The following is a 20,503-nucleotide window of genomic DNA, read 5'->3' on the forward strand; positions in this document are numbered from 1 at the left end:
CCGCGGTGAGGGGTCGGGAGCGCCGGCCGGGGGGACGCTCCGCGGTGAGGGGTCGGGAGCGCCGGCCGGGGGGACGCCCCGCGGCGAGGGGTCGGGAGCGCCGGCCCGGCTGACGCCGCAGCGGTGGCGGATCGCGCGCGGCGTGGCCGACGGCGCCGCGAACCGGGAGGCGGCCCGCAGCCTGTCGGTGAGCACCAGGACCGTCACGACCGTCGACCACCACCTGCGCGACGTCCACGTCGCGCTCGCGGTGCGCCCCCGGCCGGCCCGCGTCGTCGAACGGGCCGAGAAGTCCGGTGCACGCCTCTAGGGACCGACCGGGCGGTATGTCATTCTTCGGGGCAGCACCAGTCAGCCGCCGGCCGGCGCGCGGACCGCCCGGCCGACGGGGAACCGGCGGATGGTCCTCCGCGTGTGCGTCGACGGCCCACACCCTGGGGGAATCGCGATGCAGCAAGCCCTTCGGCCGCGAACGGTGTTCCGCAGCGCACCGGGACCCGTACCGCAGCCGCGGACGCGGCCCGGCCGGTCGCTGATCGACGCCGACGCCCTGCGTGTCCTGCACCGCGCGAGCCGGGTCCTGCTGGCCGACCTGCCCGAGCTGACCGACCGCCTCGTGGCCGTCCTGCAGGACGAGGAACCGGCCTACCGGGCCGCCATGGAGAACGACCCCGGCACGACCTGGGAGGAGGTACGGCGCTCGCTGCGGCACAGTGTGACCTCGCTGCTCGACCCGCGCGGCACCCGGGACGCGGCGCGCCGCTGCACCTGGCGGATCGGCGCCACACGCGCCGAACAGGGCCTGCCGCTCGACGCGTTGCTGCACGCGTTCCGGCTCGGCGGCTCCCTGGTGTGGCAGAGCCTGGTCGAGGAGACCTCACGGACGGCACCGGAGGACGTACGGCTCCTGGTGCATGTGGCGTCGGACGTGTGGAACTTCGTCGACGAGCACTGCACCCTCGTCGCCGACGCCTACCGGCAGACGGAACGGCAGCTGACCTGGCGGCGCGAGAACCGGGTGCGGCTGCTGACCGCCGCCCTGCTCGACGGCGCCGCCCGCATCGCCGACCTGCCCGAGGCCGCCCGGGCCCTGGAACTCCCCGAGCAGGGGCGGTACGTCGTCGTCGCCGTCGCGGGGGGCACGGCGGAGGGGTGCGCGGACGCCCGGTCCGCCGTGGCACCCGAGGGTGTGCGCGTGCACTGGCACACGGGCGTCGAGGTGGACTACGGCATAGTCCGGCTGGCGGAGGGTGAGCTTGCGGAACCCGTCTCCCCGCACCCTGGCCTGCGCATCGGCGTGGGCGGTGCCGTCGAGGGACTCGCCGCGGTGGGCGGCGCCCGCCGCCAGGCCGACACCGCGCTGCGGATCTGCCCCGCGGAGGGCGGCACGGTCCGGCTGGCCGCACACCTGCCCACGGCCCTGGTCATCTCCGGTCCCGAACTCGGCACCGCTCTCGCCGAGCAGGTCCTCGGCCCGCTGTCACGCCTGGAGCCCGCCGACCGAGAGGTACTGCTGGACACCCTGACCGCATGGCTGGACTGCGACGGTTCGGCCCAACGGGCCGGGCGACGGCTGTACTGCCATCGCAACACCGTCCTGAACCGGATCCGCCGCTTCGAGCAACTGACGGGCCGGTCCCTGTCCCGCCCCTCGGACCTGGTCGAGGTCAGTCTGGCACTGACCGCCCGCCGTCTGCTGCGCCCCTGAACCGCACCACCGCCGCTGGGCATCCGCACAACCCCGTCACCGGGCCCTTGGGATCCCGCCCCGACCGCGCCCCCAGGCCTGTACCGCTCTTCGCCGTCCGTGCTGTCGTGAGCATCCCTTCCCCCCGAAGCCCGCGCCGGCAGGCGCGGATCCGAGGAGTCGTGATGCCCCAAGCACCACCGGACGAGCGCGCCGTGCTGCGCGTCGAGGAACTCGACGTCCTGTACGGCCGCGCCCTGTCCGCCCTCCGCCAGGTCTCCCTGACGGTCCCGCCCGGCGCGGTCGTCGCCCTGCTCGGCGCCAACGGCGCGGGCAAGTCCACGCTGCTGCGCGCGGTGTCGGGAACCCTGCGCCTGCACCGCGGCGCGGTCACCGCGGGCCGCATCCGCTACGGCGACACCGCGCTCGACGGCCAGGACCCGGTCGCGGCGGTCCGCGCCGGGGTCGTCCAAGTTCCGGAGGGGAGACGGGTGTTCGCCGGGCTCACCGTCGACGAGAACCTGCGCGCCGGCGGCCTCGGCCTCGGCCGGCGCAGCCCCGCCGTGGTGCGGGAGGCCCGCGACCGCGTGTTCGCGCTCTTCCCCCTGCTCGCCGAGCGCACCGGTCAGGCCGCCGGTCTGCTGTCCGGAGGGGAACAGCAGATGCTGGCCATCGGCCGCGCCCTGATGGCCGCCCCGCGCCTGCTCCTGCTCGACGAGCCGTCCCTGGGCCTCGCGCCGCGCATGGTGGAACGGATCGCCGAGGTGATCCGCGAGATCAACGCCCAGGGCACCGCCGTCCTGCTGGTCGAGCAGAACGCCGGCATGGCACTGTCGCTCGCGCACCATGCCCACGTCCTGGAGGTCGGCGAGGTCCGCCTCTCCGGACCGGCCGCGGAACTCGCGCGGACGGACGCCGTACGCCGCCTCTACCTCGGCGAGGCCGCCGGCGAGCAGGGGGCCGCGTGAGCGCCCCCGCCGACCCGCCCGCCCTCGTGGTCGAGGACGTCACCGTCCGGTTCGCCGGTCTCACCGCCCTCGACGGCCTCTCCCTCACCGTCGCCCCGGGCACGGTGCACGCCCTCATCGGCCCCAACGGGGCGGGCAAGTCCACCTGCTTCAACGTCCTGTCCGGCCTGTGCCGCCCCGCCGGCGGCGCCGTCCGCCTCGGCGGCACCGAACTCACCCGGCTCGCCCCGCACCGCATCGCCGCCCTCGGCGTGGCCCGCACCTTCCAGAACATCGTCACCACCGAGGGCTCGGTCGCCGACAACCTGATGCTCGGCCGGCACGCCCTGTCCCGGGCCGGCTTCGCCGCCAGCGCGCTGCGGCTGCCCGCCGCCGTACGCGAACAGCGCGAACACCGGGCCAGATGCCGGGAGATCGCCGAACTCGTCGGCCTGGGGCCGCACTTCGACACCCCCGTCGCGGCGCTGTCGTACGGCGACCGCAAGCGCGTCGAGTTCGCCCGTGCCCTGTGCCTGGAACCGCGGGTGCTGCTGCTCGACGAGCCGGTGGCGGGCATGAACGCCGCCGAACGCCTGCGCACCGCCGAGGTCGTACGGGACGTACGGGCCCGACTCGGGCTGTCCGTCCTGCTCGTGGAGCACGACATGGGCCTGGTCATGCGGCTCGCCGACGAGGTCACCGTCCTCGACTTCGGCCGCCGCATCGCCCACGGCAGCCCCGAGGAGGTGCAGCGGGACCCCGAGGTGCTGCGCGCCTACCTCGGCACCGGGACCCCCGAGGAGGGCGCCGCATGACCGGACTGCTCGACCACGTCCTCGGCGGACTCGCCCTGGGCTCCGTCTACGCCCTGGTCGCCCTGGGCTTCGTCATCATCTTCAAGGCCTCGGGCGTGCTCAACTTCGCCCACGGCTCCCTGCTGCTGCTCGGCGGCTACCTCACCGCCGTGCTCCACGACGACCTCGGCTTCGCCGGCGCCCTCGCGCTCGCCGTCCTCGTCACGGCGGCCGTCGCCGGAGCCGTGGACCGGCTGCTGCTCCAGCGCATCGGCCAGGACCCGCGGGCCGCGCACGTGGCGACCATCGCCACCATCGGCGTCGACATCGTCCTGCTCACCGACCTGGCCCGGCGCATCGGCGGTGACCTGCTCACCCTCGGCGACCCCTGGGGCGACTCGGTGCGCGCCTTCGGCCCGGTGACCGTCGCCGACAGCCGGCTCGCCGCGATCGTCGTGTCCGCGGCCGTCATCGGGGCGGTCTTCGCGCTCTTCCGGTACACGTCCTGGGGGCTGTCGCTGCGCGCGGCGGCCGAGGACGTGGAGGCGGCCTCGCTGATGGGCGTACGGCTCACCCGGGTCCGCATGATCGCCTGGTGTCTGGCGGGCGGACTGGCCGCGCTGGCGGCGCTGTTCCTCGCCGCGTTCCCGGCACCCGGCCTGGAGCGCACCACCGGGCAGATCGCCCTGAAGGCGTTCCCGGCGGCGGTGCTCGGCGGTATGACCTCACCCCCGGGCGCCCTGGCCGGCAGCCTGCTCATCGGCCTGACCGAGGCGCTCGTCGCCGGATACCAGTCCGAGCTGCATGTGCTGGGCGAGGGGTTCGCGGACGTCGCCCCGTACGCCGTGATGGTCCTGGTGCTGCTGGTGCGCCCCACGGGACTGTTCGGCGCGAAGGGAGCGGACCGTGTCTGACCTCGTCAAGTGGGGCAGGCTCGCGCTGCCCGTCCTCGTGCTGTGCGCCCTGCCCTTCTACCTGGACGCGTTCTGGTTGCGCATCGGCCTGTTCGCCATGGCGGCGGCGATCGGCGCCGTCGGGCTCAACCTGCTCGCCGGCACCGCGGGCCAGCTCTCCCTGGGCCACGCCTTCTTCCTGGCCGTCGGCGCGTACGGCTACGCCTGGCTCGCGGGCGATCCGGGACCCGGGCTGCCCTCCGCGCTCGCCCTGGTCCTCGCGGTGCTGCTGGCGGGCGTCGCGGGAGGGCTGTTCAGTCCCGTCGCCGGCCGGGTGCGCGGCATCTACCTCGGCGTGGCCACCCTCGCGCTCGTCTTCCTCGGCCACCACGTCCTGCTCACGGCGGACTCGGTGACCGGCGGCTTCAACGGCCGCTCCGTGACCCCGCTCAGCATCGGCGGGTTCACCTTCGCGGACGGTGACCCCGAAGTCGTCCTGATCGGCGTGCCGTTCGGCGCCGAGGAACGGCTCTGGTACCTCGGCCTCGCGCTGTTCGCCCTCACCTGGTTCACCGCCCGCGGCATGCTCCGGGGCCGTCCGGGGCGCGCGCTGGTCGCCCTGCGCGACAGCGAGACCGCGGCCGCCGTCATGGGCGTCGACGTCGCCCGCCACCGTTCGGCGGCGTTCGTCGTCTCCTCGATGTACGCGGGCCTGGCCGGGGCGCTGCTCGCGCTCGGCTTCCGCCGTATCGTGCCCGACTACTTCGGGCTCGCCCTCTCGGTCGACTACCTCGCCATGATCGTCATCGGCGGCCTCGGATCGGTCGCCGGAGCCACCGCGGGCGCCGTCTTCGTCGTCGCCCTGCCGCTGCTGATGACCCGTTACGCCGACCACCTCCCCCTCGTGGCCGCACCCGGGTCCGACGGGGGAGTGGTGGGGCCGACCGAGGCCGCCCGCTACCTCTACGGCGCGGCGATCGTGCTGGTCCTGCTGTACGCCCCCGACGGCCTGCGCGGCCTGGCCGCACGCCTGCGCGTCCGCCTGCGCCGCCGTCCCGCCCCCGCCCCGCCCGCAACCGCCGTACGAGCCAAGGAGCACACCCCGTGAACGTCACCCACCCCGCAAAAATCCTCCTCGCCTCGGCCCTGTCGGCACTGCTGCTCGCCACGACGGGCTGCAGTTCCAAGGCGGGCGGCGGCGACGCCGGCGACGGCGCCGACGGCGTCAAGTCCGGGCCGGGAGTCACCGACAAGACCGTCAGACTGGGCGCCCTGACCGACCTCACCGGCCCCTACGCCACCCTCGGCAAGAGCATCGTGCAGGCGCAGCAGATGTGGGCCGACGAGACCAACGCCGACGGCGGGATCTGCGGCCGCAAGGTCGAGATCGTCGTCGAGGACCACGGCTACGACGTGCAGAAGGCGGTCACCGCGTACGCCGACATCTCCGCGGACGTGGTGGCGCTGCCCCAGGTCATCGGATCGCCGGTGGTCGCGGCGCTGATCGACGACATCGAGCGGGACCACATGCTGACCTTCCCGCAGGCATGGGCGGCCTCCCTGCTTGGCAAGGAGTCGGTGCAGGTGCTCGGCACCACCTACGACGTCGACATGATCGCCGCCGTGGACTTCCTGACCCGCACCAAGGGCCTGAAGAAGGGCGACAAGATAGGCCACGTGTACTTCGAGGGCGACTACGGCGCCAACGCGCTGGAGGGCTCCACCTGGGCGGCCGAGCGCGCCGGTCTCACGGTGACCGGCCAGAAGATCAAGGCGACGGACACCGACCTCACGGCGCAGGTGTCGGCGCTGCGCGCGGCCGGGGTGAAGGCGGTCCTGGTCAGCGCCGGTCCCGCGCAGACCGCCTCACTGGCCGGTGTCGCGGCCTCCCGTGGGCTCCAGGTGCCGATCGTCAGCAGCGCTCCGGGCTTCGCGCCCCAGCTGATGAAGACCCCGGCGGCCAAGGCGCTGGAGGCCATGTTGCACGTGGTGAGCGCCGCCCCGGCCGTCAGCTCGGACCTCCCCGGCGTCAAGTCCATGGTGGCCGCGTACCAGAAGAAGTACCCCGGCGCCCTGGTCGACTCGGGCGTCCTGTCCGGCTACAACGCCGCCCAGCTGATGGGCGCCGACCTGAAGAAGGCCTGTGAGGCGGGCAGCCTCGCCCGCGAGGACGTCGTCAAGGCGCACCGCTCCCAGAAGAACGCCGACACCGGCCTCGGCACCCCGCAGGACTTCTCCGACGTCAGCACCCCCGCCAGCGTGGAGACCTACGTCCTGCGCCCCGACGCCGAGGCCCTGGGCGCCCTGGTGATCGCGGAGGACGCCCACGAGGCACCCGGGGTGGCGGAGTACGTGGCGTCCCTCGGCGGCTGAGACCGGGACACCCTCCACCCCCGGCCGGCCCGCGGCACCGCCGCGGGCCGGCCCGGGCTCGGCGCCCGCACGCTGTCCCTGTTTCGTACTTGGGCTGGCACGGGCCGTCACCGTCTCCCTAGGATGTACTCCCTGTCATGCCAGCCGAGTTGGCGCTCGGCGCGAGAGCAGGGGGATCGATGCACACCGACAAGCCGCTGTCCAAGGAGATCGACGCCGGCGTCCCGACGGCAGCCCGGATGTACGACTACTACCTGGGCGGCAAGGACAACTACGCGGCGGACCGGGCGGCCTGCGACGAACTCGACAAGGTCGTCCCCAGCACTCGCCGGCTCGCCGTCAACAACCGCCGCTTCCTGCAGCGCGTGGTGCGTACGCTCGCCGCCGAGCACGGCATCCGCCAGTTCCTGGACCACGGCTCCGGCCTGCCCACCCAGGACAACGTCCACCAGGTCGCCCAGCAGTACGACCCCACCGCACACGTCGTCTACGTCGACAACGACCCGATGGTGCTGGTGCACGGCCGGGCGCTGCTGGAGCAGGACGAGCGCACCTGCGTGATCCACGCGGACATGCGGGACACGGACGCGATCTTCTCGCATCCCGACACCCAGCGCCTGATCGACCTCTCCCAGCCGGTCGCCGTGCTCTTCAACTCGGTCTTCCACTGCATCCCCGACAGCGACACCGACGGCCCGCAGGCCGTCGCCAGGCGCGTGGTCGAGCGGCTGGCCCCCGGCAGCTTCGTGCTGATGTGCCAGCTGGTCAGCGAGGACCCCGAGGTGCGCTCCTTCGTCACCGACTTCATGGACAAGGCGACGCAGGGGCACTGGGGGCGGGTCCGCGAGGAGAAGGACGTCGCCATGCTCTTCGAGGGGCTGGAGATCCTCGAACCGGGACTCGTGGAGGTGTCCACCTGGCGCCCGGACACCGACGTGGCACCACGTCAGCTCACCCACGAGTGGATCGAGTTCGGCGGCGTCGCCCGCGTCCCGGGTTCCTAGCCCGACTCTGTCGGGGATCCTCAAGATCCCCGACAGAGTCGAGCCAGGACCGGTCAGACCCGCGCGTAGCGCTGCTCCCGCGTCTGCCGGAGCAGCGCCAGGGACTCCCGCGGGGTGAGCGCCTCGTCGGCCAGCCGGTCCAGGGCGACGCGGTACTCCTCCGTCTCGTCCCGGTCCTCCAGGAAGTTCGCGCTCCGGATGTGCTCCAGATAGACCACGTCCGGCAGGTCGAGGCCGTCGAAGCGCAGATAGGTGATCGGGATCGACGGTGCCGACGCCTTGGTCACGTCCAGCGGCACGATCTGCACGGTCACCTGCGGCCGCTGGGCCATCTCGACCAGGTGCCCGAGCTGCTCGCGCATCACCGCCCGGTCGCCGAGCACTCGCAGCAGCACCGACTCGTCGATGATCGCCCACAGCTGGGGCGAGTCCGGGCGCGTCAGCAACTCGGTCCGCCGGGCGCGCAGTTCCACCCGGCGCCGCACCTCGTGCGATGACGCGACCGGCAGTCCGCGCTCCATCACCGCCCGCGCGTAGGCAGGGGTCTGGAGCAGTCCCGGCACGTACTGGATCTCGAAGGTACGGATCGCGGCGGCGGCCTCCTGCAGGCCGACCAGCCGGTCGAACCACTCGGGCATCAACCGCTTGTCGTACCGCTGCCACCAGCCCGGTTCACCGGCTCGCCGCAGCAGCTGGAGCAGCACCGACGCCTCGTACTCGTCCGCGCCGTACAGGTTCAGCAGTGCCAGGGTGTCGGGCTCGGTCGGGGGCCTGCGGCCCTTGCCGGCCTCGATGCGCGACAGCTTCGCCGGGCTGAACCCGAGGGCGCGGGCCGCTTGGTCCTGCGCGAGCCCCGCGTCCTCGCGAAAGCCCGCCAGCTGCACTCCGACCAGCATCTTCAACAGAGTCGGAGCGGGCTCCGCCCGGTCGAGATAGGGTCGGAGACGAGAGATGCGCTGTGAATCGGCGGACATCGGGGCTCCCTGCGGACCGGCAGAAGTATCCTTCACGCTACCGCACTTCACCGATCCGCAGCAGGCGGAGCTCTCACACCAGGTGGTCGAACTCGCCGTCCTTGGCCCCGGCCAGGAACGCCGCCAGCTCGGCCGCCGTGTACACGAGCGCCGGCCCGTCGGGATCACGTGAGTTGCGCAGCGCGATCCCGCCGTCCGTCAGCGCGGCCACCTCGACGCAGTTGCCCTCCGCGTTGCTGTGCCGGCTCTTGGTCCAGCGGGCGTCCAGCGCACTCGCCCGCACTCCGTTCGGCATCACCGACATCACGACCTCCCTCGGTTCACGGTGCTGTGTCCCTACCCGATTCTCGCGCAATTTCTCATGCAATTGCACGCGGGAGCTGACAGCGTGGATAATAGCCGTGGCGTCAACCCTGGGGACGCCGCGCGATCTTGACTTCGTATCAGGAAAAAGAGCAGGTCGGCAGGCCTGTCTCCCCGTCCGACACGACCGCTGCGGAAAGGCCCCACGCCATGCGCACCGCTTCGACGGGACATGAGAGCGACGAGCGCACCGGCCGCGAGACGCGGCCGAGCGGCGAAGTGACGCCGCTCCGAGCGCTGGGCGAGGTGCCCTGGCGCGACATCCGTGACTCCACGGGATCCGCGACGGCGATCCCGGTGCTGCTCGACACCATCGCGTGGGGCGGGCCGGGCGCCGCGAACCGGGCGCTCGACGAACTGCGGGACCGTATCTGCCAGTACGGCTTCGTCGTGGAGCAGGCCACGGCGGCCACCGTGCCGTTCCTGTGGGAGCTCGCCCAGCTGCCCGACGTGAGCTGCCGGGCCCGGATCATCCAGCTCCTCCAGAACATCGCCGACGCCCGGCAGTGGGAGCACACCGCCACGGCCTACCCCAAGCTGCTCAACCACCGGGAGAACCACGTGGTCTGGGAGCGCGCCGCCCGTAGCGCCGTCCACGCCCGCCGGGGCGTCCTCGGGCGACTGATGGCCGAGGAGGACGCGGAGGTCGCGGGCGCCTCCACCGAACTCGCCCGCTCCCTCGGCGAGTAGCCCCATCGCATCTCGCGCCCCCTTGACGCCCCGGGAGACCCCACCGGGTGAACCGCGGACGGGTGAGACTGTCCGGGTAGGCGACAGTATTGCGTCAAATGGGTGTCCGGGGCCGGGAGAGGCGACTGGTCCGGCCCCCTCCGGGCATACGGTGCGCAAAAGTCGAGAGAGGGGCGCCCCGTGCTTGTTCCGGACCCGAAGGTCGTCAGGAAGTTGCTGACCAGGTACGCATCGCTGCGCATCGCCCAGGCGGAGAGTGAGACGTCGTCGGCCGCACGGGAGTTGGAGGACGTCAGCTACACGCTGTGCGTGATGACGGGCACGACGAGCATCCATGACGCGATCGCCGAGGCGGACGCCCTGCTCACAGGTGGTCGCCCCACCGAGCCGGACGAGGAGAGCGGACTGTCGCTGGCCGTCTGACGCGCAGGCGGCCGAGCGCCGTCACCGCACCGTCGAAGTGGTGCCGTTGACCCGCCGCCGCTCGCCGCAGGCGGGTCCGGCCAGCCACTCGGCGATGGTCCGGGCGATCGGCAGACCCGTGTCGGCCTCGACGAAGCCGAACTGCCCGGACTGGTTGCACTCCAGGAACCACCACGTGCCGTCCCCGTCCTCGGCGAAGTCGAACGCGCCGTAGGCCAGTTCCGCGTCCCGCAGATACGCCCGCACGCCCTCGGCGACCCGCGGCGGCACCTCCGCGGTCTCCCACGGAGTGCGGTCCGTGGCGAAGCGGACGTCCACCTCGTCCGGATCGGCGTCCGGCGCGGTCGGCCGGCGCGCGGCCAGCAGCCGGTCCCCGGCCACGGTCAGCCGGATGTCGGCACGCTTGGCGACCCGCCGCTGCAACAGCGTCGGGCCGAACGCCACCGCGGCGAAGTCGGCGTCCGGCGCCACCCGGCTGGTCGGCACCGCCCTCGGCGGCTCCTGCGGATGCGCGCCCGAGACGGGTTTGACGACCAGGTCCGGGAAGCGCTCGGCGAAGTCCCGCGCGGCCTGCGGGAACGTCGTGATCAGCGTGGCCGGCACCGGCAGCCCGCACCCCTGGGCGAGCCGCAGCTGCCAGGGTTTGTGCCGGGCCCGGCGGGCCGCGTCCGGGTGGTTCATCCAGCGCGTGCCGGAGCTGCGCAGCATGCCGTACAGCGCTTGCGAGGACTCCTCCGTCAGCCAGGCGGAGGGCTCTGCCACCCGCGTGGCCGGTGCCCCCGGCCGGCGCACCCACACGGACCGCAGTCCGTCCATGCTCACCAGCCGGCCCGCGGACCACAGGTGTCCGCGGAAGGCGCCGTGCACATACTCGCCCGACAGGGCGGCACCCCCGATCAGATCGGCGGGATCGAGGCGGACCACCGGAACACCGGAGGCGTTCAGATGAACCACCACCATGTCCGCCGTGACGTCCTCGTCGTTGGTCAGGATCAGTACGGTCATCGTCGACGGCCCGGGATCAGTCGTCGAAGTGGGTCTTCGAGCCGGCGGTGGAAGTCGTCGTCGCCAGCTCTCTGAGCAGCGCGAGGTCCGTGGCGGCGACCCGCCCGTCGAACAGTACGTTCAACTGCAGGCCGGAGTCGTACGCGTACGGCGTGGCGACGTCCGACTCCACCGCCGGGCGTGCGTAGTTGAGCGCGAACGGTTGCATCGTCTCTCCCTCTGGGTGCTGCCCCGGTCAGGCCGGCGGCCTGGATGTGGTGGCGTCTTCCGCTCGATGTCCGGGGCTTCCATGGACTTATACGAATCGAACGGGTGGTTGGTTTCCTTACGCTGCGTGATCGCGGGCGAGTCGGTCGCTCTGAACCTGAGACGGCCGACGGAGTCGGTCGGTTGACTGGTCGCGGGGGCAGGTGCCGCGCACACGGAGCGGCGGTGGGGCGCATCGGGGCGGTCGCGGGGGCGCGTGACTCGGTCGTCGCCCGCCGGGAGGCGGTGCGGAGTGCGGTGTTCCGTCCGGAAACGTCAGGCGGGGTCGCCGGGCCGGTGCGCCTCGGCTGGTGTGCGGCGCGCCGTCCCGTCCAGGGGGGCGCGAAGGGTGCGCAGAGCGAAAAGCAGTACGCCGATGTCGTCCAGATACACCGGATCGGGCAGCAGATCGGCCGGCAGTACGAAATACAGGACGGCGCCCCAGAACACCCAGCGTGGCCCCGTCGGCAGTCCCGCCCGCCGCAGTCCGCGCCGGGCCCGGACGAGCCGTACGAGCAGCGCCACGGCCGCGGTGAGCGCGAGCGCCGCGGCCACGGCGACGACGGCGAGCACTGCTGTCGTGGAATCCACGGGCCCTCCTAGGTCCGGTGCACCGCTACGCGCGTGCCCTTCTTGGATTCCCTGATACGGCTTCTGTAGTGCCCCCGCCCGGGGCGTTTGTGCCGCTCGGCACACCCCTCCCCGGTACGGCTGGGCCAGGGCGGGCGTGCGGGCACACGAGAAACGGGGTGGCTCACGGCCGGACGGGAACCGGGCGCCGGTGGTGCCCGCGGGTCAGGCGCGTGTGCCGTCGGTGTCGTTCCCGCCGCCCCCGTCGCCCCCGTCGGCCTCGGAGCGGCCCTCGTCCCGTGCCCCGCCCGGCGGGCGCCATGCCTTCGTGCCGCCCTTGAAGCGTTCCAGGGTGCGGGTCAGCTGCTGGAGCGGAGACGCGGCGGCCCCCTCCTCCCGCGGCGCGCGGGCGACCGGCCCGGGATGACCGGCGGCCGACTCGCGGTAGCCGGCGAGGGCCTCGTGGGCGCGCTCGGCGGCCTCCCGGTACAGGTCCCGGGACCGCGTCATGGCCTCCAGCGCCTCGGCGTACATCTTCACCAGCGCCCGCTCGCGCGCCAGTTCCTCCCGCAGGGTCAGCAGGTGCCAGTCCTCCCGCAACGCGGTGAGCATCTCCGCGGCCCCTTCCGGCAGGGGCCGCGGCGACGCGGCGAGGCGGTTCACGGCCGCCAGCAACTCGGCCGGCTCCGAGCCGTCCAGGAAGACGCTCCGTACCGCGAAGTCGTCACCGTCGTACCCCTGCGGGGCAGGCGTGCCGGCCAGCACCACCGCGCCGCCGCGCGGCACCTGGACCCCGAACTCCTGCAGCGCCCAGTTGACGGACCGCAACTGGTGCGGCGCCGCCCGGTGCTCCACCACGCGGTGCCGCAACCCCGGCGGCAGCAGCCGGGCCAGCGGCAGCCGGCCCCGCGCGCCGGGGGTCATGGCCTCGTGCACGACGAAGTGGACGGCCCATCCGGCGCGCGCGGCGCCCCGCAGGACGCGCCGCAGCTCCTTGTCGTCCGCCGGCAGCGGGTTGACGTCCCGCAGCCGCAACCCGGCGCCGGTCTCCGCATCGAGGTCCCAGGCCGCGTCGGGATCGTCCGGCCAGAACATCGTCACCGGCGACGGCCAGCGCGGATCCCACGGCGCCTCGGCCTCCGCGACCAGCGTCCAGGCGCCCCCCTCCGCCGGTTCGAGCGCCAGGGACAGTCTCGCCCGGACGGTCACCCCCTCACCCGTCTCCCAGCGCGCCTCGAACACCCTCTCCGGCGCGCCCTCGGCCGCGGGCGACTCCAGCCAGTCGCGGATCACCCCGCTCTGCTTGAGCCGCCGCACCTGCCCGCGGAGTATGTCCTCCGCGGCGGGCCCGGCGTGGCGGCCGCGGGCCAGCCACACCGTGGGGGGAGTCATCGGGCGGTCGGAGCTGGAGGTCGGCATGAGTCCATCTGTGAACGGGGGCGGGGTGCGGGTGCCAGTATCGTCGCCGCGCGCGGCTCCCGTCACCCCGGGGTCACCCGACGGGCGGGCGGTCCACCTGCGGTCACGTGCGAGGTCGGCGATGGTGGGCAGGAGGAGATCGGCCGCCCCTGCGACGGCGAACCGAGAAGGAGTGACCCCTGTGAACGTGGACCTCGGCGGGCGAACCGCGCTGGTGACAGGCTCCTCCCAGGGCATCGGAGCGGCGATCGCGGTGGGCCTGGCCCGCGCGGGCGCCCGCGTGGGCGTCAACGGGCGTGACGCGGGACGCCTCGAAAGAAGCCTCGCGAAGCTGCGGACGCGGGCACCCGACGGGGAGTTCGTGGCCGTCGCCGCCGATCTGGCCACCGACGAGGGAGCCGCCCGCGCCGTGGACGCTCTGCCCGACGTCGACATCCTGGTCAACAACCTGGGCGTCTTCGGCCCCACCCCCGCCCTGGAGATCACCGACGACGAGTGGCGGCGCTACTTCGACGTCAACGTCCTGTCCGCGATCCGGCTGATCCGCTCGTACCTGCCCCGGATGATGGACCGGGGGTGGGGCCGGGCGATGAACATCGCCAGCGACTCGGCCGTCGTCATCCCGGCCGAGATGATCCACTACGGCATGTCGAAGACCGCGCTGCTCGCCGTCAGCCGCGGGTTCGCCAAGGAGGCCGCGGGCAGCGGTGTCACCGTCAACTCGGTCATCGTCGGCCCCACGCACACCGAGGGCGTCGAGGACTTCGTCTACCGGCTCGTCGACCGCGACCTGCCCTGGGACGAGGCCCAGCGGGCCTTCATGCGGGAGCATCGTCCGCAGTCGCTGCTCCAGCGTCTGATCGAGCCCGAGGAGATCGCGAACATGGTCGTCTACCTGAGCTCTCCCCAGGCGTCCGCCACGACGGGCGGGGCGGTGCGGGTCGACGGGGGATACGTGGACTCGATCCTGCCCTAGGCGCCGTGCCGTGCCGTCGCGGACCGCTCACCAGCCGGTCGACTACGGGCGGCGGGGCAGGAAGGCGCGGAGGGGCCCGGTAACCGTCGGCCGGGCCGACGGTCACCGGGCCCCTCCGCGCGGGTTCGCGAGGCGCTTACGCGCCGCTCTCCCTGAGCATGTCCTCGCGCTCGACGATCTTCACGCGCTCACGGCCCTCCGGCTCGCCCAGCGCCTTCTCGGCGGCGTCCAGCCGGTACCAGCCGTCCCACGTGGTGAAGCGGACGTCGCGCTCGGCGAGGAACGCGTCGACGGCCTCGGGGTCCGGCGCCGACGGGGTCTGCAGCCGGCTGTGGGCGAAGTCGTCCAGCAGGTTGGACACCGTCTCGTTCGCGTCGCCCTTGGTGTGGCCGATGAGGCCGACCGGGCCGCGCCGGATCCAGCCGGTGACGTACACCGACCGGAGGTGGGTGCCGCCCTCCTCGATGACGCGGCCGCCCTCGTCGGGGACCGTGCCCGAGTCGAGGTCCCAGGGCAGCTTGGGCAGCTTGTCGGAGAGGTAGCCGACGGCCCGGTAGACGGCCGTGACGTCCCAGTCGGTGAAGCTGCCGGTGCCCTTGACGTTGCCGGTGCCGTCCAGCTCGGTGCGCTCGGTGCGCAGGCCGACGACCTTGCCGTCCTCGCCCAGGATCTCGCTCGGCGACTCGAAGAAGTGCAGGAAGAGCTTGTGCGGCCGGTCGCCGACGTCGCGGATCGCCCAGTTCTCCAGCGTCTTGGCGACCATGTCGGCCTGCTTGTTGCCCCGCCGGGTCTCGATGGAGCCCTCGTCGTAGTCGATGTCCTCGGGGTCGACGATGACCTCGATGGTGGGGGAGTGGTCCAGCTCGCGCAGCTCCATCGGGCTGAACTTGGCCTGCGCCGGGCCGCGTCGGCCGAAGACGTGGATCTCCTTGGCCCGGTTGGCCTTCAGGCCCTCGTGGACGTTCGGCGGGATCTCCGTGGGCAGCAGCTCCTGCGCGGTCTTGGCGAGGACGCGGGCGACGTCGAGGGCCACGTTGCCGACGCCGAGGACGGCGACCTTCTCGGCCTCCAGCGGCCAGGTTCGCGGCACGTCCGGGTGGCCGTCGTACCAGGACACGAAGTCGGCCGCGCCGTACGAGCCGTCCAGCTCGATGCCCGGGACCGACAGCGCGCGGTCGGCCGTCGCGCCGGTGGAGAAGATCACCGCGTCGTAGAACGAGCGCAGGTCGTCCAGGCTGATGTCGGTCGGGTAGTCGACGTTGCCGAAGAGCCGTATCTGCGGCTTGTCGAGGACCTGGTGGAGGGCCGTGATGATGCCCTTGATGCGCGGGTGGTCCGGAGCGACGCCGTAGCGGATCAGGCCGAACGGGGCCGGCATCCGCTCGAAGAGGTCGATGGACACGCCGGGTTCGGCGGCCACGTCGGACTTGAGCAGGGCGTCGGCGGCGTAGATCCCGGCCGGGCCGGCTCCGACGATGGCTACCCGCAGCGGGCGCGTCATGATCAGTTTCCCTTCGAGCGATGATGAGGCGACTCGACGGGAAGCCTAAGCTAAGGCAAGCCTTACTTGGTACGCGGGTCCCTTCTATGAGCTCATAAGGCCAGCTTATGGGATCCATAAGGCCCGCGAGGTGGCCCGCGGAACGGGTTGTCCGCCGCGGTTCCCGGCCGTCCGCTCGGGGCCGTGAGCGCACGCCGCGGCGGCTTGTCGGCCCTCGATCCGCTTCCGACGTTCCTGCAGATCAACCGGTCGGGCTCGCCGTCGGCCGGCACCGGCAGCCCCGGGGCATGGCCTCAGCCGGTCCCCCCGGCGCGGGTCGCGCCGGGGGGCGGTTCCACCTCCGCCGGGCGCGGGGCCTCCCGCACGTCGTCGACAGGAACGCCGACGCGGAACAGGGCGCCGGGCACCCCCGGGCCCCGGGGGTGGTCCAGAGCCGCACTCCGCGGGCCTCGCTCCGGGGGCGATCACGTGGTCGAGGTGCTTCGGGCCCGTCGAGGCCGCCGAGTGGCGGCCGGCTCCGACGGACGCGCCACGGACCGTCAGCCCGCCTTCACCCGGGCCGACAGTCCGTGGCGCAGGCACTCGCTCAGATCGGCCGCGATGCTCCCGTCGGGGTCCAGACGCGGGTTGAAGATCGTGACGTCCAGGCCGACCGCCCGGTCGCCGGCCAGGGCGGTGCTCAGCACGTCCTCCAGCTCCAGCCACGTCAGCCCACCGGGCTGGCGGTAGTCGACGGCGGGCATCACCGCGTCGTCCAGGACGTCGACGTCGAGGTGCACCCAGTAGCCGCCCGGCACCCGGGACAGCCGTTCGACCGCCTGGCCCGCGGCGACCGCCGCGCCGACGGCACGCACGCCGTCGAGGTCCAGGGCGTACAACTCGGGAGGCAGGGGCTGCATGCCGAACTCGGCGGACTCCACGGCGTCGCGATAGCCGAGGACGACCACGTCCTCGTCGCGCACCAGGGGGCCGCGCCCTCCGAGATCGGTGAGGACGCGCGGCCCGCGGCCCGTGACCAGGGCGAGGTCCATCGAGGCGGCCTCACCCGCCGGTTCCGCCGCCGGCTGGTAGAAGTCGGTGTGCCCGTCGAGGAACAGCAGACCGTGGCGGCCGCGCCGCTTCAGAGCGAGCAGGTTGCCCAGCAGGATGCTGCAGTCGCCGCCGAGCACGACGGGGAAGCGGCCCGAGTCGAGCACGGCGCCGAGCGCGTCGGCGAGCCCCATGGAGTACCGCGCGATACCCGTGGTGTTCAGCACGCCGGTCTCGGGGTCCCGCCGCCCGTCGTACGGGGGCGGCTCCACCCGGCCGGCCCGCACCGCGCCGGGGACGTCGAGCAGCCCGGCGGCGAACAGGGCCGCCGGGAGCTCCTCCACCCCGCTCGGCCGCAGTCCCAGGACGGACGGCGCCTCGATGATCGCCAGTTCCCGCACGTCGAGTCCCTTCGCCGGTGGGCGGTGCCACGCCCCCGTCCCCGTGGCCCATCGTCGCGCAGAACCGAGGGGGGCGCCCTGTCAGACGGCAGGGTCCTCGTCGCGTCGGCAGTACAGGAACAGATGCGGCTCGGGGACCGCGTCCGGATGGGCGGGAGTGAAGACCGTACGCTCCTGACGCACCACCGTCAGTCCCACCTCGCGGGCCAGCGCCGCGAACTCCTCGGCGCCGAAGCTCGTCACCCGCACCGGCTGTCCCATGAAGACGGCGTCGACGTCCGCCACGTCCAGCGGCACCGTGGCGAGCACCAGGTCTCCGCCGGGCCGCACTGCCCGCACCAGCCGCGCGAGCAGACCGCGCTGCTCCGCGCGGGAGAGCTGGAGCAGGGAGAAGTACACGCACACCGCGTCGAACGAGCCGTCCGGCAGGGCCGTCTCGCGGATGTCGGCGCACCGGAAGGCGGCGCCCGGCACCTGCCGGGCCGCGAGGTCCACCATCACCGGCGAGACGTCGACGCCGAGGACGTCGTGGCCCGCGTCGGCGAGCGTCTGCGCGGTGGGACGCCCGGTCCCGCTGCCGACGTCCAGCACCCTGCTGCCGGGCGTCAGCCGCCCGAGCAGCCACTCCAGCGACGCCCGGTGCGCCTCGGAGCCGGCGAACGCCTCCTCGTAGGCCGCGCCGATCGCGTCGAACACGGTGGCGGCGCGCGGCCGGTGGTCCCCGTCGGTCACGATGCTTCCCTTCGTCACGGCTGGTGCCGGGCATCGTTCCACTCGGGGGCCGGGGTCACAACGGGCGGTTTGCGGCCGGAGGCGGCCGCACGGCAGGGTGCGGGAGTGACCACCTTGCTGATCGTGCATCACACGCCCTCGCCGAACTGCCAGGCCATGCTGGAGGCGGTGATCTCCGGGGCGACGACACCGGAGATCGAGAACGTCCGGGTGGTGCGCCGGGCGGCGCTGTCCGCCACCGCGTCCGACGTCCTGGCGACCGACGGCTGCCTCCTGGGCACCCCGGCCAATCTCGGCTACATGTCGGGTGCCCTCAAGCATTTCTTCGACCAGATCTACTATCCGTGCCTGGACGAGACGCGCGGCCGGCCGTTCGGGTACTACGTGCACGGCGGCAGCGACGTCACGGGCGCGGTGCGCGGCATCGAGTCGGTCACCACCGGCCTCGGCTGGCGGCGCGCCGCCGAGGCGGTCACCGTGACCGGCGAGCCGGACCGGGCCGACCTTGAGCGCTGCTGGGACCTGGGGGCGACGGTCGCCGCCGGGCTCATGACGCCGTAGCCGGGGCCGCCCGCGTGGGCTCGGCCCCGGCCGGCGCCGGTGTCATTCCGCGGTCCGGCCGGCCCCGGCCGTCGGACGGGGCGCCGGATACCGCTCGGCGAGCTGGACCATCACCAGCAGGAGCAGGGCCGCCAGCGAGGCCAGCGACGCGCTCACCGCCGTGAGCCCGGCGCTCCAGGGCGGGGCCACCGTGAGGTCCAGGGCCCGTGACAGGCCCGTGGAGTGGACCTGGCTCTCCAGGAGCCCGGCCCCCGCCAGTCCGGCCGGCATCAGCATCCCCGCCAGCAGCGCCGGGACGCTGGTGCGCACCGCCACCAGGACGGCGACGACGAGGCACGCCCCGGACATCGCGAGCGCCAGCGTGTAGACGTCGAGCGGCGCGTCGTCCCGGCGCAGCGGGAAGTACGCGGCGGCGCACACGACGAGAGCCGCGGCGGCCAGCCAACCCGGCCAGAACACCGGCTGCTCGGGTTCCGCGCCGCGCCGCGCGCGCCACAGTCGCGGGGGCCGCGCGACGCCTGGCCGGAAGCTCTCGTCCCGGTCCGGCGGGGCAGGCGCGTCCGTGTACGCCGGCCGGGAAGAGGCCGGCGGATCCGGTGGTGGCGGCGGATCGGTGGGCACCCCGGAGTGCGGGCGCAGCGCCGCCGCGGCGGCCAGGGCCTCGCGCTGCCGCTCCTGGCCCAGCCGGCCGATCAGCTCGACCAGTTCCTCCACGGGCCGCCCGATGGCGGCCGCGCGGACCGCCTCCTGCCCGCAGTGCGGCGGCAGTGACGTCTCGTGCAGCAGGGCCATCAGGCGGGACACGTCGTCGACGGAGCGCCGCGCGACCGCCACCCGGATGGTCTCGTCCGCGCTGTCCGCGTGACGCGGCGGCCGGGTCAACTGGGCGATGAGGTGGGCCACGTCCTCGACGGACCGGTCCAGGGCCACCGCCCGCAGCACCGCGGTGACGGTCTGGGCGTACTCGGGGGACTGCTCCATCAGCGTGACCAGCCGGACGATCTCCGCCAGCGGCCGGTCACTCACGGCGGCGTGGACGAGGTCACCGACCGGGTTGAGCGGCAAGGGGACCGACACCCGCTCCGCTCCAGCGGCCCCGGACGCCGTCACGGACCGGAGAACCGTCTCGTCCAGCGGGCCCGCGGCGTCGAGCAGCGCGGCCGTGTCGTGGGCGAGTACCGCGCCGACGACGTACGCCGTCTCGGCGGCCGGGGCGGGACGGGCCTGGGGCTCGCCTGCCAGGGCGCTGCGGACGGGCGGCTCGACGACGGGGGGCCGGTAGGCCGGTGGCTCGATGACGGCGGGCCGGTGGGCCGGTGGCTCGATGGCGGGGACCACGCGGACCGCTTCCCGGGCCAGGGGCGCACCCTGCACCGGCGGCTCGGCGGCAGGGGGGTGGTACACCGGGGGCACCAGGACGGGGGCGCCGTGGACCGGCGCCTGGGCCACGGGGGCGCTGTGGACCGGTGGCTCCGCGGCGGGGGGCCGGTAGGCCGGTGGCTCGATGACCGGGGCGCCGTGGACCGGTGCGTGGGCCAATGGGGTGCCGTGCACCGGGGGAACCGAGAGAGGGATGTGGTGGAGCGGCGGGTCGGCGGCGGGCACGCGGTACACGGGCGGCTCCGCGACAGGGGCGCGGTACACCGTCGCCTCGGCCACGGGCGTCCCGTGGACCGGCGGCTCCGCGGCAGGAGGGCTGTACGCCGGCGTCACGGCGACGGGGGCGACGGCGGAGGGCGGCTCGCCTGCGGCGGACGCGTCGCCGAAGAGTATGTGGGAGGAATTCGGCTCTGGGGATGAGCGCGTGGTCATGCTGGGCTCCAAGGGAGTCGTGCGGCCGCTCCTGCGCTACCGAAGCGCGACACGCGATGTCCCTGACCATTACTAGGGGCCCTGCCGACGCCTCGCCACCCGG

General features: G+C 73.6%; 22 protein-coding genes. 12 read left to right on the forward strand and 10 right to left on the reverse strand.

Translation table 11 applies throughout. From position 1 onward, the window contains the following. The 8 genes from ACWCPM_RS13305 to ACWCPM_RS13340 form a co-directional block, all read left to right on the forward strand. The coding region (locus tag ACWCPM_RS13305; protein ID WP_450976258.1) for a hypothetical protein at positions 1-310 on the forward strand (310 nt) is incomplete at its 5' end. Positions 311-448: 138 nt separating this feature from the next. Then, the gene (locus tag ACWCPM_RS13310) at positions 449-1,708 is read left to right on the forward strand and encodes a helix-turn-helix domain-containing protein (RefSeq protein ID WP_450976259.1); all 1,260 of its coding nucleotides are present in this window, start codon (positions 449-451) and stop codon (positions 1,706-1,708) included. A 164-nt stretch (positions 1,709-1,872) separates the two neighbouring features. Next, positions 1,873-2,655, forward strand: a complete 783-nt coding sequence (locus ACWCPM_RS13315) for an ABC transporter ATP-binding protein (protein WP_450976260.1) — start codon at positions 1,873-1,875, stop codon at positions 2,653-2,655. Next, positions 2,652-3,449, forward strand: coding sequence for an ABC transporter ATP-binding protein (locus ACWCPM_RS13320; RefSeq protein WP_450976261.1), 798 nt, complete (start codon positions 2,652-2,654; stop codon positions 3,447-3,449). The genes ACWCPM_RS13315 and ACWCPM_RS13320 overlap by 4 nt, the downstream gene beginning before the upstream one ends. Further along, positions 3,446-4,342, forward strand: a complete 897-nt coding sequence (locus tag ACWCPM_RS13325; RefSeq protein WP_450976262.1) for a branched-chain amino acid ABC transporter permease — start codon at positions 3,446-3,448, stop codon at positions 4,340-4,342. Before ACWCPM_RS13320 ends, ACWCPM_RS13325 begins: the two co-directional genes overlap by 4 nt. Continuing rightward, the gene (locus tag ACWCPM_RS13330; protein WP_450976263.1) at positions 4,335-5,429 is read left to right on the forward strand and encodes a branched-chain amino acid ABC transporter permease; all 1,095 of its coding nucleotides are present in this window, start codon (positions 4,335-4,337) and stop codon (positions 5,427-5,429) included. The genes ACWCPM_RS13325 and ACWCPM_RS13330 overlap by 8 nt, the downstream gene beginning before the upstream one ends. Then, a complete protein-coding gene (locus tag ACWCPM_RS13335) occupies positions 5,426-6,694 on the forward strand; it encodes an ABC transporter substrate-binding protein (RefSeq protein ID WP_450976264.1) in 1,269 nt (422 codons plus the stop codon). Before ACWCPM_RS13330 ends, ACWCPM_RS13335 begins: the two co-directional genes overlap by 4 nt. Positions 6,695-6,873: 179 nt before the next feature. Continuing rightward, the gene (locus tag ACWCPM_RS13340; protein ID WP_450976388.1) at positions 6,874-7,698 is read left to right on the forward strand and encodes an SAM-dependent methyltransferase; all 825 of its coding nucleotides are present in this window, start codon (positions 6,874-6,876) and stop codon (positions 7,696-7,698) included. A gap of 53 nt (positions 7,699-7,751) precedes the next feature. Here the strand turns inward: ACWCPM_RS13340 and ACWCPM_RS13345 are convergent, their stop codons facing one another. Both ACWCPM_RS13345 and ACWCPM_RS13350 read right to left on the reverse strand, forming a co-directional pair. Continuing rightward, positions 7,752-8,672 (reverse strand): helix-turn-helix domain-containing protein, encoded by a 921-nt coding sequence (locus ACWCPM_RS13345; protein WP_450976265.1) that lies wholly within the window; start codon positions 8,670-8,672, stop codon positions 7,752-7,754. A 73-nt stretch (positions 8,673-8,745) separates the two neighbouring features. Next, a complete protein-coding gene (locus ACWCPM_RS13350) occupies positions 8,746-8,976 on the reverse strand; it encodes a DUF397 domain-containing protein (protein WP_450976266.1) in 231 nt (76 codons plus the stop codon). A 209-nt stretch (positions 8,977-9,185) separates the two neighbouring features. Here ACWCPM_RS13350 and ACWCPM_RS13355 point away from each other — a divergent pair, with 209 nt between their 5' ends. Together ACWCPM_RS13355 and ACWCPM_RS13360 are read left to right on the forward strand one after the other, a co-directional pair. Continuing rightward, positions 9,186-9,725, forward strand: a complete 540-nt coding sequence (locus ACWCPM_RS13355; protein WP_450976267.1) for a hypothetical protein — start codon at positions 9,186-9,188, stop codon at positions 9,723-9,725. Between the two features lie 180 nt (positions 9,726-9,905). Further along, entirely contained in the window at positions 9,906-10,148 is a 243-nt protein-coding gene (locus tag ACWCPM_RS13360; RefSeq protein WP_450976268.1) for a DUF5133 domain-containing protein, read from the forward strand. A 21-nt stretch (positions 10,149-10,169) separates the two neighbouring features. Here ACWCPM_RS13360 and tgmB read toward each other — a convergent pair whose 3' ends face one another. The 4 genes from tgmB to ACWCPM_RS13380 form a co-directional block, all read right to left on the reverse strand. Beyond that, entirely contained in the window at positions 10,170-11,153 is a 984-nt protein-coding gene (tgmB, locus tag ACWCPM_RS13365) for an ATP-grasp ribosomal peptide maturase (protein WP_450976269.1), read from the reverse strand. 16 nt (positions 11,154-11,169) lie between these two features. Next, the gene (gene tgmA, locus ACWCPM_RS13370) at positions 11,170-11,361 is read right to left on the reverse strand and encodes a putative ATP-grasp-modified RiPP (RefSeq protein ID WP_450976270.1); all 192 of its coding nucleotides are present in this window, start codon (positions 11,359-11,361) and stop codon (positions 11,170-11,172) included. Between the two features lie 314 nt (positions 11,362-11,675). Then, a complete protein-coding gene (locus ACWCPM_RS13375) occupies positions 11,676-11,990 on the reverse strand; it encodes a DUF1232 domain-containing protein (RefSeq protein ID WP_450976271.1) in 315 nt (104 codons plus the stop codon). 204 nt (positions 11,991-12,194) lie between these two features. Next, entirely contained in the window at positions 12,195-13,388 is a 1,194-nt protein-coding gene (locus ACWCPM_RS13380) for a hypothetical protein (protein WP_450976272.1), read from the reverse strand. 181 nt (positions 13,389-13,569) lie between these two features. Between ACWCPM_RS13380 and ACWCPM_RS13385 the strand changes: the two genes are divergently transcribed. Then, positions 13,570-14,364 carry an SDR family NAD(P)-dependent oxidoreductase gene (locus tag ACWCPM_RS13385; RefSeq protein ID WP_450976273.1) on the forward strand — a complete coding sequence of 265 codons (795 nt, stop codon included), beginning with the start codon at positions 13,570-13,572 and terminating at the stop codon, positions 14,362-14,364. Between the two features lie 136 nt (positions 14,365-14,500). Here the strand turns inward: ACWCPM_RS13385 and ACWCPM_RS13390 are convergent, their stop codons facing one another. The 3 genes from ACWCPM_RS13390 to ACWCPM_RS13400 all read right to left on the reverse strand — a co-directional run bounded on the left by ACWCPM_RS13390 (position 14,501) and on the right by ACWCPM_RS13400 (position 18,027). Continuing rightward, a complete protein-coding gene (locus tag ACWCPM_RS13390) occupies positions 14,501-15,865 on the reverse strand; it encodes an FAD-dependent oxidoreductase (RefSeq protein WP_450976274.1) in 1,365 nt (454 codons plus the stop codon). Between the two features lie 539 nt (positions 15,866-16,404). Continuing rightward, positions 16,405-17,295, reverse strand: coding sequence for an arginase family protein (locus tag ACWCPM_RS13395; RefSeq protein WP_450976275.1), 891 nt, complete (start codon positions 17,293-17,295; stop codon positions 16,405-16,407). A gap of 81 nt (positions 17,296-17,376) precedes the next feature. After that, on the reverse strand, positions 17,377-18,027 hold the full coding sequence (locus ACWCPM_RS13400; RefSeq protein WP_450976276.1) for a class I SAM-dependent methyltransferase: 651 nt from the start codon (positions 18,025-18,027) through the stop codon (positions 17,377-17,379). Between the two features lie 105 nt (positions 18,028-18,132). Here ACWCPM_RS13400 and ACWCPM_RS13405 point away from each other — a divergent pair, with 105 nt between their 5' ends. After that, positions 18,133-18,588 (forward strand): flavodoxin family protein, encoded by a 456-nt coding sequence (locus ACWCPM_RS13405; protein WP_450976277.1) that lies wholly within the window; start codon positions 18,133-18,135, stop codon positions 18,586-18,588. A gap of 42 nt (positions 18,589-18,630) precedes the next feature. On the opposite strand, the gene ACWCPM_RS13410 is transcribed toward ACWCPM_RS13405, so the two are convergent. Then, the gene (locus ACWCPM_RS13410; protein ID WP_450976278.1) at positions 18,631-20,400 is read right to left on the reverse strand and encodes a hypothetical protein; all 1,770 of its coding nucleotides are present in this window, start codon (positions 20,398-20,400) and stop codon (positions 18,631-18,633) included. Between the last annotated feature and the right edge of the window lie 103 nt (positions 20,401-20,503).

The organism is Streptomyces sp. NPDC002309, assembly GCF_053593375.1.

What these genes read in the sequence shown, in the direction of transcription:
- ACWCPM_RS13345 (WP_450976265.1), bottom strand. Translation starts at nt 8,672, where the DNA reads ATGTCCGCCGATTCACAGCGCATCTCTCGTCTCCGACCCTATCTCGAC.
- ACWCPM_RS13340 (WP_450976388.1), top strand. Translation starts at nt 6,874, where the DNA reads ATGCACACCGACAAGCCGCTGTCCAAGGAGATCGACGCCGGCGTCCCG.
- tgmA (WP_450976270.1), bottom strand. Translation starts at nt 11,361, where the DNA reads ATGCAACCGTTCGCGCTCAACTACGCACGCCCGGCGGTGGAGTCGGAC.
- ACWCPM_RS13355 (WP_450976267.1), top strand. Translation starts at nt 9,186, where the DNA reads ATGCGCACCGCTTCGACGGGACATGAGAGCGACGAGCGCACCGGCCGC.
- ACWCPM_RS13390 (WP_450976274.1), bottom strand. Translation starts at nt 15,865, where the DNA reads ATGACGCGCCCGCTGCGGGTAGCCATCGTCGGAGCCGGCCCGGCCGGG.
- ACWCPM_RS13315 (WP_450976260.1), top strand. Translation starts at nt 1,873, where the DNA reads ATGCCCCAAGCACCACCGGACGAGCGCGCCGTGCTGCGCGTCGAGGAA.
- ACWCPM_RS13310 (WP_450976259.1), top strand. Translation starts at nt 449, where the DNA reads ATGCAGCAAGCCCTTCGGCCGCGAACGGTGTTCCGCAGCGCACCGGGA.
- ACWCPM_RS13380 (WP_450976272.1), bottom strand. Translation starts at nt 13,388, where the DNA reads ATGCCGACCTCCAGCTCCGACCGCCCGATGACTCCCCCCACGGTGTGG.
- ACWCPM_RS13325 (WP_450976262.1), top strand. Translation starts at nt 3,446, where the DNA reads ATGACCGGACTGCTCGACCACGTCCTCGGCGGACTCGCCCTGGGCTCC.
- ACWCPM_RS13350 (WP_450976266.1), bottom strand. Translation starts at nt 8,976, where the DNA reads ATGTCGGTGATGCCGAACGGAGTGCGGGCGAGTGCGCTGGACGCCCGC.
- ACWCPM_RS13410 (WP_450976278.1), bottom strand. Translation starts at nt 20,400, where the DNA reads ATGACCACGCGCTCATCCCCAGAGCCGAATTCCTCCCACATACTCTTC.
- tgmB (WP_450976269.1), bottom strand. Translation starts at nt 11,153, where the DNA reads ATGACCGTACTGATCCTGACCAACGACGAGGACGTCACGGCGGACATG.